This is a genomic window from Pilosibacter sp. YYHA0881 (genome assembly GCF_051602715.1).
GTDB classification, from domain to species: domain Bacteria; phylum Bacillota; class Clostridia; order Lachnospirales; family Lachnospiraceae; genus Alitiscatomonas; species Alitiscatomonas aceti.
Genome location: NZ_CP175657.1, coordinates 2,482,735 through 2,499,153, shown reverse-complemented (window position 1 = coordinate 2,499,153; position 16,419 = coordinate 2,482,735). Strand labels below are relative to the sequence as shown.

Annotated in this window: 14 protein-coding genes; 2 read left to right on the top strand and 12 right to left on the bottom strand. The window is 52.5% G+C overall.

The features are described 5' to 3' along the window. Window positions 1–426: 426 nt before the first annotated feature. Complete coding sequence (locus ACI6NM_RS11650) at window positions 427–2,553, bottom strand: CocE/NonD family hydrolase (RefSeq protein WP_262426607.1); 2,127 nt, start codon at window positions 2,551–2,553, stop codon at window positions 427–429. 242 nt (window positions 2,554–2,795) lie between these two features. Here ACI6NM_RS11650 and ACI6NM_RS11645 point away from each other — a divergent pair, with 242 nt between their 5' ends. Both ACI6NM_RS11645 and ACI6NM_RS11640 read left to right on the top strand, forming a co-directional pair. Beyond that, complete coding sequence (locus tag ACI6NM_RS11645) at window positions 2,796–3,371, top strand: DUF3841 domain-containing protein (RefSeq protein WP_262426606.1); 576 nt, start codon at window positions 2,796–2,798, stop codon at window positions 3,369–3,371. After that, window positions 3,347–3,937 carry a DUF3841 domain-containing protein gene (locus ACI6NM_RS11640; RefSeq protein WP_262426605.1) on the top strand — a complete coding sequence of 197 codons (591 nt, stop codon included), beginning with the start codon at window positions 3,347–3,349 and terminating at the stop codon, window positions 3,935–3,937. Before ACI6NM_RS11645 ends, ACI6NM_RS11640 begins: the two co-directional genes overlap by 25 nt. Window positions 3,938–3,973: 36 nt before the next feature. On the opposite strand, the gene spoVG is transcribed toward ACI6NM_RS11640, so the two are convergent. The 11 genes from spoVG to ACI6NM_RS11585 all read right to left on the bottom strand — a co-directional run bounded on the left by spoVG (window position 3,974) and on the right by ACI6NM_RS11585 (window position 16,389). Next, window positions 3,974–4,258 carry a septation regulator SpoVG gene (gene spoVG / locus ACI6NM_RS11635; protein ID WP_022272295.1) on the bottom strand — a complete coding sequence of 95 codons (285 nt, stop codon included), beginning with the start codon at window positions 4,256–4,258 and terminating at the stop codon, window positions 3,974–3,976. 40 nt (window positions 4,259–4,298) lie between these two features. Beyond that, window positions 4,299–5,420, bottom strand: a complete 1,122-nt coding sequence (gene glgD / locus ACI6NM_RS11630) for a glucose-1-phosphate adenylyltransferase subunit GlgD (RefSeq protein ID WP_022272296.1) — start codon at window positions 5,418–5,420, stop codon at window positions 4,299–4,301. Next, window positions 5,417–6,691, bottom strand: a complete 1,275-nt coding sequence (locus tag ACI6NM_RS11625; RefSeq protein WP_262426604.1) for a glucose-1-phosphate adenylyltransferase — start codon at window positions 6,689–6,691, stop codon at window positions 5,417–5,419. Before ACI6NM_RS11625 ends, glgD begins: the two co-directional genes overlap by 4 nt. Before the next feature lie 351 nt (window positions 6,692–7,042). Then, the gene (locus ACI6NM_RS11620; protein ID WP_022272298.1) at window positions 7,043–8,353 is read right to left on the bottom strand and encodes an amidohydrolase; all 1,311 of its coding nucleotides are present in this window, start codon (window positions 8,351–8,353) and stop codon (window positions 7,043–7,045) included. Window positions 8,354–8,369: 16 nt separating this feature from the next. Continuing rightward, complete coding sequence (locus ACI6NM_RS11615; protein WP_022272299.1) at window positions 8,370–9,776, bottom strand: serine hydrolase domain-containing protein; 1,407 nt, start codon at window positions 9,774–9,776, stop codon at window positions 8,370–8,372. 177 nt (window positions 9,777–9,953) lie between these two features. After that, window positions 9,954–11,252: a CapA family protein gene (locus ACI6NM_RS11610; RefSeq protein ID WP_337425252.1), complete on the bottom strand. Its 1,299-nt coding sequence runs from the start codon at window positions 11,250–11,252 to the stop codon at window positions 9,954–9,956. A gap of 23 nt (window positions 11,253–11,275) precedes the next feature. Further along, window positions 11,276–12,550, bottom strand: a complete 1,275-nt coding sequence (locus ACI6NM_RS11605; protein WP_022272301.1) for a M20/M25/M40 family metallo-hydrolase — start codon at window positions 12,548–12,550, stop codon at window positions 11,276–11,278. A gap of 30 nt (window positions 12,551–12,580) precedes the next feature. Beyond that, window positions 12,581–13,543, bottom strand: coding sequence for an ABC transporter ATP-binding protein (locus tag ACI6NM_RS11600; RefSeq protein WP_337810875.1), 963 nt, complete (start codon window positions 13,541–13,543; stop codon window positions 12,581–12,583). Continuing rightward, window positions 13,536–14,546 carry an ABC transporter ATP-binding protein gene (locus tag ACI6NM_RS11595; protein WP_262426600.1) on the bottom strand — a complete coding sequence of 337 codons (1,011 nt, stop codon included), beginning with the start codon at window positions 14,544–14,546 and terminating at the stop codon, window positions 13,536–13,538. Before ACI6NM_RS11595 ends, ACI6NM_RS11600 begins: the two co-directional genes overlap by 8 nt. A 12-nt stretch (window positions 14,547–14,558) precedes the next feature. Further along, on the bottom strand, window positions 14,559–15,443 hold the full coding sequence (locus ACI6NM_RS11590; protein WP_022272304.1) for an ABC transporter permease: 885 nt from the start codon (window positions 15,441–15,443) through the stop codon (window positions 14,559–14,561). Continuing rightward, entirely contained in the window at window positions 15,436–16,389 is a 954-nt protein-coding gene (locus ACI6NM_RS11585; protein WP_022272305.1) for an ABC transporter permease, read from the bottom strand. Before ACI6NM_RS11585 ends, ACI6NM_RS11590 begins: the two co-directional genes overlap by 8 nt. Between the last annotated feature and the right edge of the window lie 30 nt (window positions 16,390–16,419).

Genomic DNA, 16,419 nt, shown 5'->3' with positions numbered 1-16,419 from the left:
TTCGCCCGATAGCGATCCCCGCAGCGCGCTTTTTGACATAAGACATTCTTTCTATAACATATGAAAGAAACCCATCGGCGCGCTTTCCCGCCTGCGGCAGGCCGCTTCAGTGACAAAAGCCCCTTCCACCCCAAGCAATTCCCGCGGCGCTTTTTTGTCGCAGAACATATTTTCCTATATCCATACGAAACTTGCTGCGCGAATTTCTCATGGTTATCGCGACCGTCACCAGTGTCTCATGCAAGCACGGACTTTGGCGCGCTGCCCACGTAAACAAAAAACGCGGCCCATGATATCAAAAAACATCATGGACCGCGTCCGCTTATTCTTATTTTATTCCATTCTATCACTGGCCCCCGGATTTCCAGCAGCTTCTGGGAATCCAGACTCCATTCTTTCTATTACTTCTATTCTATCACTTTTATACTATTTCTCCTGCATCACCGTCACCGCCGACCGATACCGGCCGCCGTGATGGACGCAGTTGTGGGCCAGGCGGATCTCCTGGCTGTTGAAGCCGTCCCTGGTGTTGCTGTTGGGGAAGATGAAGTTCTTCGCACTGGACGTCACGGTCACACGCATCTGATGTCCTTTCCGGAATGTATGGGACAGCTTTGTGGTCCGGATCGTCACCGGATATACCTTGCCCGGCTCCATGAATTCCGGATGCTCGAACTGGTTCCGGTAGCGCACGCTCATGACTCCGTCTGCCAGCTTCATGGAACACCCGTTTTCATCCACATCGGTGATCCGCACCATCAGATCCGTATCTTCGCAGTCGGAGGAGAGATAGATCACAGCCTGGGCGTCTCCGGTGATGGTAAATTCCTTCTCCAGAACACCAGTGGAGTAGCTGAGTATATCGGTCCGCTTCTCCTCGTCTGTGTAGTTTTCCGGCACCTCCAGTTCATTTTCAGACATATCGATGATATGGGTGGACGGATTTTCCGGATCGTATGTAAAATGATCCCCACATTCATTTTCCGGAGCCGCGAGGCTGAGGGTTCCATGGCCTGCCTCGCTGCCGCTTCCAACTGCCATATCCGCAGCTTTGCCGTCCAGGTAGAAGGTCACCTTCTCTCCATCGGGCAGAGGCCAGTTCTCAGCCGTCTTCCACTGGCCGCTTCCCATGGTATAGTATTCCACCACGGGAGTCTTTTCGATCCCGTTTTCCACGCCCTTTAAATAATGTTCGATCCACTGGAAGCACACCAGGTCGATGTCGTACCGCAGGGCATTGGGCGCCAGGGCAAAGCCGTGGATATCGTAATCGGCATTTCCGCTGTGCTTCCACGGTCCCAGGATCACCTTTTTCTCTGTGTAATCCTCATACAGATCCAGGGCCTCTGTTGTTCCCATGCCGTTATCGTCGAACCACCCGGACATGATCAGCGCCGGAACCCGGTGGGCCCCCGTCCGCTCCTTCCAGTTGCCCATTTTCCAGAAATCGTCGTAATCGGGATGATCCAGCCATTTCTTTAAGAACGGCACCTGATGGCCCAGGGCTCTGGGCGCGATGTCCTCCAGGGGACGGATATCCAGAAGCTCGTCCCAGTCGTCCCGGTCCATGAGGGATGCGTCCGATCTCTGTCCGGATACCATAAAGGCCCAGGACATGGACCCGGAGTTGAAGCAGCCGCCTCTCCTGGGCAGATCCACAAAGGGACTTCCAGCGCACACACTGCTTAACATGGCCGTCAGATGGGGATTTTCGCTGGCCGCAGCCGCCCACTGGACGTAGCCCAGGTAAGAGCCTCCGGTCATGGCCACCTTCCCGTCGCTCCACTTCTGATCTGCGATCCAGTTGAGGGTATCGTCGCCGTCCTCCACCTCATAGTGCATGGGAAGCCACTCGCCTTCGCTGTCCTCCCGTCCCCGCACATCCTGGATCACCACAGCGTAGCCCCTCTGCACATACCGGTAATACGTTTCTGCTCCGACCCGTTTTCCGTAGGGCGTCCGCACCAGCACAGTGGGGACCTTTCCTGCGGGTCCTGCAACGGCCATCTCCTGGCCGGCTCTCTCTCTTTTCACTGGCAGATACACGTCCGCAGCCAGCTTCACGCCATCCCGCATGGGAACCATGAAGGTCTCGGGACCATGGACCAGGTATGGAAGGCCAAAGCCCATCTCCTTCCACTGGCGTAAGACCGTCTCATCCTCGTACCCATCCTTCACCAGAACGCTGCAAAGCTCCCTGGCCGGGGTAATGAACGCCACGATCTGACCATCCTTCACCACCAGGTCTCTGGGGAATTTGATGTGCCTCTGCACATACGCGCCCTTATCCTTTTTCTCATAGATCTCCCCGGAGGAAGCCGTAAACCTGTCGTCTCCCAGGCGGATCCCCTCCTGGCACGGTTCCAGATGCAGGAGTGCCTCCCGCACGTTCATTTTTCCCAGGACCACATACCGGTCGTCCTCTGGAGCCAGCTCCCTTTCCGGAAGAAATTCTCCAGATGTCACGTCCAGCGGACTGTGGAAAACCCGTTCTCCCTCTTTTCTGCATGTTCCGTACCGGACTCCCGATACGTAAAATCCCCATGTTTCCATGTCTATACCCCTTTCTGCCCGCCGCTCCATCTTTTCCTCCGGGCTGCCAGGCACTATATTTTTCACAACTCCATTCTACCTTATCTTTGTCTCAAAGTCAAAAAGATGCGCTTTGTTTCCAGATCGTCAGCCCAAACAAAACCTTACAGAAAAAACTCTGTTTCTGTCTGCTCTTCTCTTGACTTCCTCCGCCAGACTGGCTTACAATACAAGCCAGAAACAAAGAAAGGACAGGTGGTCCCATGGAAAATAGAATGAACGGAAACGCCGTCCGCGTCTGGACCAAGCAGCATGAAAACGTCCTCCGGGAGCTGGAGACCAAAGGCCGCTACGTGGCCAGACGGGAATACATCCAGGCAGATCTCGGGGAGCACGCCCCTCTGGTGCTGGAGGCCTACGACTGGCTGGTAAAGCACACGCCTGCGGCGGCGGACCGGCCCGCAGACGCCGATTATCCCGTATGGGTGTCCTTAAAATCAGAGGCCACCATGCTGAAGAGCCCGGGAACCGTGATCCTGGAGCTGACCCTGGATCCGTCCCGGATCGTGCCGGTAAACATCATGAAATGGGGAGCGGTCCTGGACTATTCGTATATTCCGGCTGACCGGGAGGACGCCGCCCGCCACAGAAAGCTCCTGGAGGAATACCGGGTCAGCGACAGCAGAGCATATATGTCCCAGTTCTACCCGGAGATCAAACGGGAGATCATAAAAAGCTGGGACCGGCTCTTTGACGCCCGGGTAGATATGGGGAACCCGGACTGCTATGGAAATATATGGGAGATAAAAAGAGAATGGATCACAGACGTACTTCGGTAACCTTATATTCCCCCCAGGCCCAGATCGTCCTGGACGTCTTAGACCGGGATGGGATCTGCTTTTCCAGGCGGGAATATGTCCAGAAAAAATATGAAGAAAGCGCTCCGGTGTTTCTTTCCGCCTACGACTGGTTCGTAAAGGCTGCGGAAGCCCATGTTCCAAAGCCCCAGGGTGCGGAATACCCCTACTGGGCCTTCAAAAGCCCGGAAAATGTGGACCCGTCTGCCGGAGGCCGGATCCTGGTACTGCGTGTTCCTCTAGACGAAGCAGTCTTTTTCAGCCTCTACGACTGGAATAAGATTTTATGCCTGTCCTATATGGGAAAGACGGAAAAAGAAGAGAAAGAGTTCCGCCAGACGCTTCTGGAATATGGGATCCGGAGGGAAAGCGATCTCATCCTGACTAACTTCTATCCAGAGCTGAAGCGCCAGGTCATGGACAGCTGGCACCGGCTCTTCTCCCATGACCAGGCCATCCGTAAAGCCATTTCTGAAAACCAGCCCCTTTCCGGTGTCCAGGCCGGGCTGTGGTGCATAAAAAAAGAGTGGGTCATGGGCCAGGATTAGCTCCCGGTCCATCCCCACTCTCTTTCTATGCAGTTATCAGCCCTCCAACGCCTCCTGGGCCGCCTCCAGCGTGGTCATCTCATATTTATGGAGGATCACGTTCTGGATCATGTCCCTGGTCTCTGAATTTATGGGATGGGCAATGTCCCTGTATTCACCATCTGCGGCTTTTCTGCTGGGCATTGCAATGAAAAGCCCCTTTTCCCCTTCGATCACTTTGATATCGTGGATCACGAACTCGTTGTCCAGTGTAATGGATACGATCGCTTTCATTTTGCCTTCTTTTTCAATCTTTCTCACACGTACATCTGTTACCTGCATAATAACCTCCCCGGTCCATATCAGCCTTCCATATGGGCCATTATAATGTATATCTTTCGTTCTTTTCGATGACGATCTTCACGTCATCAGGCTGCCCGATGTATGTGGTATTGGCACGGATCGTATCGCGGCTCTCCACAATGCAGTTCTCAATGACCGTATTGTCTCCAATATAAACGTCATTCATGATGATCGAGTTTTTGATCACACAGTTATTTCCGATATATACCTTTTTAAACAGAACGGAATTTTCCACTGATCCGTTTAAGATACAGCCGCTGGAAACCAGGCTGTTCTTTACAACTGCACCCGGATTATATTTTGCCGGAGGCAGATCGTCAATCTTGGAATAAATATCCGGATATTCCTTAAAGAAGTAGCTGCGGACCTCTGGCTTTAAGAAATCCATATTGGTCTGGTAATAGGCCTCCACGGAAGCGATGTTGCTCCAATATGTATCCAGCTTGTAGGCATAGATCCGTTTCAGATTCTTATAGCGTACCAGGATGTCCTGGACGAAGTCATACCGGTCCTCGTTGGCGCAGCGCTCGATGAGCTCGATGAGCTGGCGGCGGCGGATCACGTAGATCCCGCAGGAGATGGTCGTGGAATCGTTGACCATGGGCTTCTCCTCAAATTCTGTGATGCGGCCGTCGGCGTTGGTCTTTACCATACCGAACCGGGTCACATCCACATCCGCCGGCATATCCTTGCAGACCACTGTGATATCAGCCTTCTTTTCGATGTGGTATTCCAGCACCTTATTGTAATCCAGCTTATAGATCCCGTCGCCGGAGGCCAGTACCACATAGGGCTCGTGGCTTCTCTTCAGGAAATCCAGGTTCTGGTAAAGGGCGTCTGCGGTGCCGCGGTACCAGTCGCTGTGCTCTGCGGTGATGGTGGGGGTAAATACATACATGCCCCCCTGCTTTCTTCCGAAATCCCACCATTTGGAAGAGCTTAAATGCTCATTTAAGGATCTGGAATTATACTGGGTCAGAACTGCAACACTCTGGATATGAGAGTTGCTCATATTGCTAAGAGCAAAGTCAACGCTCCGGAAGCTTCCGGCGATGGGCATTGCCGCGATCGCCCTTTTTCTGGAAAGCTCCCGCATCCGCTTGCTGTTGCCTCCCGCTAAAACAATACCGATTGCTCTCATACGTTTCCACCTGCCTTTACTATGTAGCCGCCGCTTTCAAGTTTGCCGTCCGGATAGTCCGAAGCTTCTGTCACACCGGAGACCGCTGTGTTCTTTCCGATCTCCACGCCCGCCGGGATCACTGAATGCTCTCCGACGGTCACCAGGTCGAACTGGTATACCTTGGGATCGTATTTGCTGGGCGCGTATTCTCCAACGCCCAGACGGGCGCCTGCGCCGATCCTTACGTCCTCGGCCACAATGGCCTTGTCCACTACGGCGTCTGCCTCGATCACGGAATCCTGCATAATGATGGAATCCCTGACCACAGCGCCCTTTTCGATCACAACGCCGGAGCCGATGACGGAATTGGTGACCTCTCCATAGATCTCCGTTCCCTCTCCGATGATGCTCTTTCCTACCTTCGCTTCTGCGGAAATGAACTGGGGCGGGATCTTCTCGCTTTTTGTATAGATCTTCCAGTACTCCTCATACAGGTTGAACTCCGGGATAATGTCGATCAGCTCCATATTGGCTTCCCAGTAAGAGCCTAAGGTTCCCACATCCTTCCAGTAGCCGTTATACTCATATGCGAAGATCCGCCTGCCGTCGTTGTGGCAGTAGGGGATAATGTGCTTTCCGAAGTCACAGCCCGGCTCATCCTTTAATTTAATGAGCGCCTCTTTTAATACCTTCCAGCTGAAGATATAGATTCCCATGGAAGCCAGGTTGCTCCTGGGGTTTGCCGGCTTCTCCTCGAACTCCGTGATGCGGTTGGCATCGTCGGTGATCAGGATACCGAAACGGCTGGCCTCCTCCATGGGCACCGGCATGGCGGCGATGGTCACGTCGGCGTTGTTGGCCTTGTGGTACTCCAACATCACCTCATAGTCCATTTTGTAGATGTGGTCGCCGGACAGGATCAGAACGTATTCCGGATTATAGGATTCCATATACTCCAGGTTCTGGTAAATGGCGTTGGCAGTTCCTGTATACCAGTCGCTGCCCTTGCTTCTTTCATAGGGAGGAAGAACGGTCACACCGCCCACGTTCCGGTCCAGATCCCACGGGATACCAATTCCGATATGCGTATTTAAACGCAATGGCTGGTACTGGGTCAGGACGCCGACTGTATCGACGCCAGAATTAATGCAGTTGCTGAGCGGAAAGTCGATGATCCGGTACTTGCCGCCGAATGATACTGCCGGCTTTGCCACTTTTTGCGTTAAAACTCCAAGGCGGCTGCCCTGTCCTCCTGCCAACAGCATTGCTATCATTTCTTTTCTTACCACGATATCACCTCTTGCTGTTTCATTTTGTCCATCTTTGGGTTAATTAAATGGTTCTTTTATTATACCATATTTTTTAGAAAATGTGAACAAATTTTTCTCAAGTTAAACGTCATTTTTGTACATATTATGACATATTATAACATTTCCACAGGTTTCTTCCGATAACCGACAGTTCCCTCCCCATTCCGGGCCCATTCCAGAGCCGGACCGGCCGTTCCCGGCCAGCCATAAGAAACACTCTGCGCGAATTTCTCATGGTTCCCGCGGCAGACGCCAGAATCTCGTGCAGGCACGGACTTTGGCCCTCTGCCCGCGAAAAAAGAGGACCCGTCCGGGTCCTCTCCGCATCCTTTATCCAAGGATATCGTATACAGTTCCGCAGAATACCTTCACCGCATTGGGAAGCGCCTGCTCGTCAAAATCAAACCTCCGGTTATGGCCCGGCGCAGATTCCTTTGTGAGGATCCGCATGAAGGTAGCCTGGCCGCCCTGCTCCTGTACCCGGCGCATCATATAGGAAACGTCCTCGCTTCCGCCGTTGCGGCTGCTGGTGGTCCCGGAAACCGGAAGATGCAGGTTTTCCTCGCAGACACGTCTTACCCGGTCCATAAGGGCCTGGTCGCTGGTCAGGGAATACGCAGAGCCCATGACCTTCATCTCGCTGGTGCAGCCGTGCATCTTCGCCGCTCCCTCGATGATGTTCTTTGCATATTCTTCCATATACTGGTTGATCTCTGTGGTCTCTCCGCGAACCTCGATCTCCATCTTTGCCACATCCGCGATCACGTTCCGGCCGCTTCCGGCCACAACAGTCCCCACATTGATCCGGCTCATTCCAGCGGAGTTCCTCGGGATCCCGTACAGGTTTAAGATAGCCGTAGCCACAGCCGGCATTACGTTTTTCCCCTTCTCCGGAGATCCGCCTGCATGGGCAGAAACGCCGTGGAAGAAGACATCGTACTTGGTAGTAGCCAGGGAGCCATGGCTTCCCGGGATCACCACCGCCGGATCGTCGGCAGCCTTATCGGAAACGTGGGAACCGATGAGATAATCCACACCGTCCAGATGGCCGTTCTCCACGATGGATTTCGCACCGCGAACGCCTTCCTCCGCTGGCTGGAAGATCAGCTTCATGGTCCCGTGAAGGGAATCCTTAATGGACATCAGCACCTTCGCCACGCCCAGGCCGATGGTGGCATGGCCGTCATGGCCGCAGGCATGCATAAAGCCTTCGTTGACGGAGCCGAAGCCCTCGCAGGCAGGCCGGTGGGATTTGTCCTTTTCCTCAAATACGCCCAGTGCGTCGATGTCGAAACGCATGGCTACTGTGGGGCCCTCTCCGCAGCGCAGGATACCGATCACTCCGGTCATACCGCCCTTTGTATATTTTACAAACTCCGGATCCGCACCCTGGGCCACGGCTCTCTCATACTGCTCCTCCAGCTCCTCATCCGACGGAACGCCCATTCTGGCATCTTTTTTGCAGACCTGGTCGCCCACTAAGACCTCATACCCCATCTCTGTCAATTTTCTGGCAATGATGGAGGAGGTCCTCATCTCGAACCAGCCTTTTTCTGCGAACTTGTGGAAATCGCGGCGCTGGGCTACCAGCTCCGGTGCGATCTCATCTGCCATTTTGGTGATCTGTTCATAAATGTCCATGCTGAATACCTCCATTTTATTTTCTCGGCAGCATCCGTCCGCCAAAACCGATGGCGAACACTCCGCCGTTTTCATCCTTAAAGAGCTTCAGATACGCGTCCTTTGCATAGCCGCGGATGATCCCCAGGTTTTCCTGGACCATGACCAGATTTTTCTCTCTGCCCTCTACCACTGCCAGAACTCCGTCTCCGTTCTCCCGGATCTCCACCTCGGAGTCCTCGCTGGAAAGGTAGCAGCCCACTGCGGCCTTTCTGGTCTTTTCTGACCATGGATTTTCCTGGTAAAGTCCCCGGTCCTCCAGCGGATTCCGGCCATGGTACATACGCATGGCCGCATCGGCAATGGCACTCACCGGTACGTCGGAGGTGTTGCAGAGAACGATGACTCCGCAGCCGGCATCATAGGACCAGGACATGTTGGAGGAAACGCCTGTAAGGCTTCCCCCGTGCTCCACCACGGTCACATCGTCGATCTTCTTTGTAGCCAGTCCGAAGCAGTACCAGCTCTCTGGGCGGTACTCCATGCGCGGACGGCACATGGACCGGATCCCTTCCATTGAAAGGATACGGCCGCCGGCCGCCGTCTTTCCATGGTTCAGATACATATACAGGATCTTCTTCATATCGGAAATGGTGGACTTCATGGATCCGGCCCCGCCCAGGACAAAGGCATTGTCGTAATAATCCTTGCAGCCGGTCATGACGCCGTTCTCCTTCTTATATAATACGGCGCTGTTTTCATCCAGTCTGGGCCGCAGGTAATCGCAGCCGCTGCGCTCCATTTCCAGAGGATCCAGGATATTCTTTTTCACATAGTCTGCAAAGGAAGCCTCTCCTCCGACCCGGCGGACGATCTCAGAAAGGAGGCCATAGCCGTCGTTGCAGTAGCTCATGTATTCGCCCGGTCTTCCAATGAGACCGTGGCCCGGAGTCTGGGCATCCAGCTGCTCTGCCACTGCCTTTGCTCCTGCCTCCGCCAGCTTCACGCTGTAACCCAGGTCGCCCTCTGTCTCCTCGGAGATCCCCAGCTTCTCTGCGATCTCCTTTACCACAGTCCTGTGTACCGGATAAAAGCCGCCGCTGTGGCTCAGGAAATGATGGATCCGTACCGTTTCCTGATTCTTATTGGTAAACTCCGGAATATACCGGCTCACAGGATCGTTCAGGTCCAGGAGGCCTTTTTCTGCCAGCTGCATGATGGATAAAGCCACAAAGGACTTTGTCACAGATGCCAGACCAAAGATCGTATTTTCGTCCATGGGCAGCTTCTGCTCCGTATCCCTGTACCCGAAGTACTGTTCATACTGGGTCTTTCCCTCTTCATCCACAATGGCAACGGCAATGCCCGCTGCGTTTCCCTGTATCTGGATCTGCTTTACAAGCTCCTCAAACAGGGCCTGGTTGGCCGCGTTGATTCGATTCATGTGTAATCCCTCCCAATGATGTCGCTTGATTCCCTTATTATAACATATTTTTTCTAACAAAAATATACCTGAAAAAAGAAACGTATAAAAATTTTGTACAAAATAAAAAGCAAAAAGGAGACGGCGCCAAGTGGAGTGAGAGAGTTTTTGCAGCCGTCTCCAGAATCTGTCAATGCATTATTTCAGTCGGATATAACCTACGCCATCCCGGATCTCCATGGCGGTTCCGTAGGGAGCCGAAAGCTCCGCCAGATACTCCAGGACCTTTTCGTCTCCAGTCATTACCGGCACGCCCTTCTGGGAGCGTACCCGTTCCATACCCAGGGAAATGGGGTACAGGCGGATCTCCGTGGTCTTCCCATCTTCCATGTCCCAGGCAGCCATAACAGAAAACCAGATCTCCGGCAGGACTCCGTACCCCACGGTTCCCATCTTGCTCCGGTCATCCATATATGCCCCCACCTTTGTATCCAGGGGAAGCTTCTTATTTAAATACGCATCATAAGGCTGGAGATCCACGGTCTCCGTTTCAAACAGGAAATTCCCCAGGCTGTAAAAAATGGGTTTCCCCTTATAGATCTCGATCCCCCGAAGCTCATGAGGACCATGGCCGATGATAACATCTGCACCAGCATCCACACAGCGTCTGGCAAAGGTCTCCAGGAACATGGCCGGCACCTTTGTATCGCCCGCATCGGTCTCATGGGCATGGATGCTCACCAGCACCACGTCCGCCTGCTTTCCGGACTCCCGGATCTCTCCCTCGATCCGGGCCATATCCGTTTCGTTGGGGATGCTCTCGATCCAGTTGGTTTCATCCAGCTTGAATTTATACTTTCCAAACAGGAAGGTCCCCTCCGGCGGCGGATTCTTATATCCATTCTTCACAGAATTCTCCATGGACGCGTTGACCTTTGTAAGAGCCGCCAGGCCTGCAACCTGGTCATAATACTCCTGGGTCACATGGTAAACGGTCTCGAAGCGCAGAGGATTCAGTCCCGGACGGCCGCACATATCTGCGCTCTGGCCGCCTGCCATACCGGATTCATGGAAGGACGAGGTGACGCCGATCATGGCCACTCTGGCCTTCTTTGTTTCCAGATAGCACGGTCTGGACGCATCTCCCAGGTTCTTTCCCGTTCCGGCAAAGATCATATCCCGTTCCCGTAAATGCTCGATGGTGGCCAGAACGCCGCCATGGCTGTAATCATGGGAGTGGTTGTTGGCTGTATTGTAAAGGTTAAACCCAAAGGACTTCATATCGTCCAGGGTCCTGGGATCCGCCATGGCCCAGGTGCCGCCGGAAAAGGCGGCCGGATACCCCTCATGGTCATGGAAGGTCATCTCCAGATTGGAAAATTTCACATCGTGCTGCATGATGCAGTCCCGGACGGCCTCGAACCCCTCATATCCGCCCTCCGGGAACCGGCGCGTGATAAATGCGTCTCCAGTGGCAATAAAGCTTGTCTTTTTCATAAGATCCATGTCCTCTTTTCCGACTATTTTTCTGCTCCGATGCCTGTGATGGAATCAAATTCCCCCTCGATCCCGACTGCCATCATCAGCACTAAAAATGCCTGCTGGATGGCCTTATAAGCGCCGTTGATGGGGAACTTTTCATGGATGCTGTGGTTCATGATATTCTTGGAATTTTCATCCGGGGCATAGGCACGGCCCATACAGAGCGCCGGAAGTCCCTTGGCAACGGCCACGTTGGCGTTGGTGCAGCCGCCTCTGTGGATCACCGGCTCTACGTCCAGATGGCTCAGGCCCATGTATGCAGTTTCTACCAGAGGAGCATGCATGTCCTGGGTTCCTCCCGGTACGCTGCTGATGAGCTTTTTATCCCAGGTGATCGTATCCTGACCCCATTTTGCGGTCTCCTCCTGGCAGGCCTCTTCAATGGCGTTGAAGATATTGGTCCTTAATTTCGCCAGCTCCTCCTGGGAATTGGACCGGAAGTTGAATTTGATTGTGGCCTTGGGCGCGATCGCATGGACGCCCGCATCGTTTCCTCCGTGGAAATTGGACACACAGAAGCTGGTCTTGGGATCCGACGGAACCACAAAGTCAGCGATCTTTGCCACAGCCCTGGCCGCCGCATGGACCGGCTGGGCCATCTTTCCGAAGCAGCCAAAGGCATGGCCGCCGATTCCGTAGAAATTCACCTCATACGTCTCGCCGCCGGTGGCCTCGAACACCAGAAGGCTCATGTCGTTGTTGTCCAGGCTGAGGGAAATGTCGATGTCATCATTATCTGCAAGGAAATCCTTCATTCCGCCAAGGCCGCCCATTCCCTCTTCCCGGGTGGTTCCCACAAATACGATATCTCCGGCAGTCTGGATCCCCGTTTTATTGAGGGTACGGATCAGGCACAGGAGCATAGCCAGCGCTCTTGTATCATCGCCGATCCCGGGAGCATACAGAAAGCCGTCCTTTTCCTCCACGCCTTTCACAGTCCCAAAGGGGAATACGGTATCCATATGGCCCTCGATCAGCACCTTCGGCCCCTTTCCTGTTCCGCGGCGGATGCCGATCACATTGCCGCCCCGGTCTGTGTGGACGTCCTCCAGTCCCAGCGCCTTGAATTTCTCAGCGAATACCTTGGCGCGGTTTTCCTCATGGCCGGTGGGAGCCTCGATGAGCACCAGCTCCTTCTGCTCCTCAATGGCCTCCGGCTGATTGGCCTCGATGAAGACCAGCGCTTCCTTTACGCTGGCAAGCCCCAGCATCTTTTCAAACTGGGATCTGGTATGATCTGATACCTGATACATGGTGTAAACCCTCCTGAATACATTACATTTTTATTTAAAATTTTCCCATAAATGGCATGATACAAAATGACCTTCTGATATCTCCACCAGCTGTGGGCAGGATTTATGACACTGGTCGCATACATAATTGCATCGTTTCGCAAACCGGCACTCATCTGGCGGATCGATCGGCGAACTGATCTCTCCCCGGAGAAGAATTCTCTCAGGCCTTTCTATTCCCACTTCTGGAATCGGGATTGCTGAAAGAAGGGCCCTTGTGTACGGATGGACCGGATGGTCAAACAGCTCCTCTGTCGGAGCCTTTTCAATCAGCTGTCCCAGATACATTACAGCGATCTCGTCAGCAAAGTGGTTCACCACTGAGAGATCATGGGTAATGAAAATAAAAGTAAGCCCCATCTGTTCTTTTAATTCCTGCAGCAGGTTCAGGATCTGAGCCTGGATGGAAACGTCCAGGGCTGATACTGGCTCGTCACATACAATAAACTTGGGCTCCATAGCCAGAGCACGGGCAATCCCGATACGCTGTCTGCGCCCGCCATCCAACTCATGGGGATACGCATTTACAAGCCGCTCCGCCAGTCCTACCGTAGCCATCAGCTCACGGACTCTGACATCGATCGCCTTTTTATCCTTCAAGATCTTGTTTTCAATAATGGGCTCCGCAATGGTCTGACTCACAGTCTTCTTAGGATCCAGAGAAGAAAACGGATCCTGAAAGATGATCTGCATATCCCGGCGCATCTGCCGCATCTTACTGCTGCTCAAAGCCGTGATGTCCTGGCCATTAAAGATCACCTGGCCGTCAGTTGGTTCCAAAAGTCTTAAAATCGCACGTCCAGTCGTCGATTTTCCACATCCGGACTCTCCAACAATTCCCAGTGTTTTTCCCTTTTCAATGGTAAAACTCACATCATCCACCGCATGGAGGGTTCCACGGGCTGTTTTAAAATATTTTTTCAGATGCTTTACTTCCAGTATATTTTCAGCCATTCTTTTTCCCCCTCTCAATATGGAAGTCCGGATTCTCATACGCCAGACATGCCGCTTTATGAGTTCCTCCGAAGGACACCAGCTCCGGTCTTCTTTCCCTGCACGCATCTGTCGCGTAATTGCATCTTGGAGCAAAGGCACAGCCCCTGGGCAGATTTGTGGGATCCGGCATCAGACCGCGGATTGGCTCCAACTTGCTCCGTCTATTTTTGATATTTGGAAGAGAGTTGAAAAGCCCCTCGGTATACGGATGCAGTGTGTGATTGAAAACTTCTTCCAGATTTCCCTCTTCAATGATCTTTCCAGCATACATGACTGCTACCCGGTCACATGTCTCTGCCACGATTCCCAGGTCGTGGGTAATCATGATCATGGACGTATCCTTTTTCTGCTTTAATTCCCGCATCAGCTGAAGGATCTGGGCCTGGATCGTCACATCCAGGGCAGTTGTGGGCTCATCTGCAATTAAGAGCTGCGGACTGCACGCCAGGGCAATGGCAATGATCACCCTCTGCTTCATGCCGCCCGAAAACTGGTGCGGATATTCGATGGCTCTCTCTCTTGGAATACCAACCAGCTCCAGCATATCCTCTGCCTTTTTCCATGCGTCATTCTTATTAAGGTGCTCATGACGCTCCAGACTTTCTGCGATCTGCTGTCCCACAGTAAATACCGGGTTCAGAGAGGTCATCGGATCCTGGAAGATCATGGATACCAGGCCTCCCCGGATATGCTCCAGCTCGGTGATGGACATTCCCATCACGTCCTGGCCGCACACCTCCAGCTTATCACATTCCAGAACTCCGGGGGGCGAGTCCACCAATCTCATAATGGACAATGCTGTTGTGGTTTTTCCTGCACCGGTCTCTCCCACCAGTCCCAGGGTTTCCCCTTTTTTAATATGAAGGCTTATATTATTAACTGCCTCCACAGTCTCTTCTTCCATTACAAATTTTACATTAAGGTTCTCAACCTCAAGGACCATATCTTTCTGTTCTTCCATTCTGCCGCCCTCCTATTTCTTAAGTTTCGGATCCAGAGAGTCCCTAAGGCCGTCTCCCATCATATTCAGCGCCAGTACAGTGATCATAATGGCAAGACCTGGGAACAGCGTCATGTAGGAATAATCACGGATATATTTTCTTCCTCCGGAAAGAAGAGCTCCCCATTCTGGAGACGGAGCAGGAACACCCAGTCCCAGGAAGCTTAAGCTGGAAGCAGAAATAATAGCAGATGCCACACGGAGCGTTGCCTGGACGATGATCGGAGACAGGCAATTGGGAAGAATGTGCTTAAAAATAATCCTTCTGTTTGATAACCCTATGGCCTTCGACGCTTCTACATATTCCTGGTTCCTCACAGTCAGTACCGCAGCCCTTGTAATACGTACAAACTGCGGCACGCTCGTAATTCCCACTGCCAGCATCAGATTCCAGATACTCTGTCCGAGAACGGATACGATAACAATCGCCATCAGCATATTGGGAACAGCTCCCAGGATATCTGTGCTTCGCATGATCACTTCCTCCAGGGTTCCTCCATAAAAGCCTGCAATGGCTCCCAGGGTTACGCCGATCACCAGACCAATGGTAACAGCCACCAGTCCCACGGAGCATGAAAATCTTGTTCCATAAAGTACGCGGAAAAAGATATCCCGTCCCAGCTCATCTGTTCCAAACCAGTGCCTTGCGCTGGGCCACTGAAGACGCTCTGCAACATTCTGTCCTACTACCTGGGTATCATAATCCAGGAAGACATCTGCAAACAGTGCAACGAATACGATGATCAGTACAATGGCAGAACCGACCATAGCGCCTTTATTTCTTCTAAACTGATGCCATACCTCTCCCATCTGGCTGCGTGCTTTTCTGGGAGCATTTGCTTCAACGGTTTTAGCCATGTTTCTTTTTCCCCCTTTTTGCCACATACTGTGCTTTGATCCGAGGATCCACAACTGCATAAAGCAGGTCAACGAGAAGCAGAATAATACTAAGGAGAATTGTTGTCATAATAATGCTGCCTGTAACCAGCGGGGTATCCCTCATATTCAGAGAGTCCACGATCAGGCGGCCGACTCCCGGCCAAGCAAATACTGTTTCTGTAAGAACGCTTCCGCCCAATACGCCGGCCAGCTGCGTTCCAATAATCGTGATGATCGGAATCAGCGCATTTCTCAAGGCATGGGATGTGATTACAATTTTTTCCGGGATTCCCTTTGCCCTTGCGGTTCGTAAATACTCCTGTTTTAAAACATCCAGCATAGAAGAACGGGTCGTTCTCGTCAAGGTAGCCATGAGCCCGGTTCCTATGGTAATTGCCGGAAGTACGATGGAGGACAGGGTCTGATCGCCGCCAGACGGGAACCAGCCCAGGTTTAGTGAAAAGACAATGATAAGGAGCAGCCCCAGCCAGAAGTTCGGCATAGAGAGTCCGATCATAGCCACGATCATACTGATATTATCCTGGACCGTTCCCTGCCTGGTAGCTGAATAAATTCCCAATGGTACCGACAACAGGATCGAAACCAGGATCGATGCAAATGAAAGCTTGATCGTTGCCGGGAGCTTTTCCATGTATGTATCGAATACATCAGTCTTTGATACATAGGAAACTCCCATATCTCCATGAAGCATACCGCCCATATATTTTACATACCGTACAATGACCGGCTGATCCAGACCCAGATCATGACGGATCGCTTCCAGATCCTCCGCTGTCGCTCCCTCCGGAGCCAAGATATCTACCGCATCGCCGGGAGCCAGATCCATGATAAAAAATACAAGGAATGAAACTCCAATGATAACGGGAATCATTAATAAAAGTCTTTTAATTATGTATCGGTGCATACATCATCCTCCTGTTCTGGAAAATGCTTT

Coding starts and splice junctions, on each gene's coding strand:
- ACI6NM_RS11650 (WP_262426607.1), bottom strand. CDS start 2,553: ATGGAAACATGGGGATTTTACGTATCGGGAGTCCGGTACGGAACATGC.
- ACI6NM_RS11645 (WP_262426606.1), top strand. CDS start 2,796: ATGGAAAATAGAATGAACGGAAACGCCGTCCGCGTCTGGACCAAGCAG.
- ACI6NM_RS11640 (WP_262426605.1), top strand. CDS start 3,347: ATGGATCACAGACGTACTTCGGTAACCTTATATTCCCCCCAGGCCCAG.
- spoVG (WP_022272295.1), bottom strand. CDS start 4,258: ATGCAGGTAACAGATGTACGTGTGAGAAAGATTGAAAAAGAAGGCAAA.
- glgD (WP_022272296.1), bottom strand. CDS start 5,420: ATGAGAGCAATCGGTATTGTTTTAGCGGGAGGCAACAGCAAGCGGATG.
- ACI6NM_RS11620 (WP_022272298.1), bottom strand. CDS start 8,353: ATGGACATTTATGAACAGATCACCAAAATGGCAGATGAGATCGCACCG.
- ACI6NM_RS11615 (WP_022272299.1), bottom strand. CDS start 9,776: ATGAATCGAATCAACGCGGCCAACCAGGCCCTGTTTGAGGAGCTTGTA.
- ACI6NM_RS11610 (WP_337425252.1), bottom strand. CDS start 11,252: ATGAAAAAGACAAGCTTTATTGCCACTGGAGACGCATTTATCACGCGC.
- ACI6NM_RS11605 (WP_022272301.1), bottom strand. CDS start 12,550: ATGTATCAGGTATCAGATCATACCAGATCCCAGTTTGAAAAGATGCTG.
- ACI6NM_RS11600 (WP_337810875.1), bottom strand. CDS start 13,543: ATGGCTGAAAATATACTGGAAGTAAAGCATCTGAAAAAATATTTTAAA.
- ACI6NM_RS11595 (WP_262426600.1), bottom strand. CDS start 14,546: ATGGAAGAACAGAAAGATATGGTCCTTGAGGTTGAGAACCTTAATGTA.
- ACI6NM_RS11590 (WP_022272304.1), bottom strand. CDS start 15,443: ATGGCTAAAACCGTTGAAGCAAATGCTCCCAGAAAAGCACGCAGCCAG.
- ACI6NM_RS11585 (WP_022272305.1), bottom strand. CDS start 16,389: ATGCACCGATACATAATTAAAAGACTTTTATTAATGATTCCCGTTATC.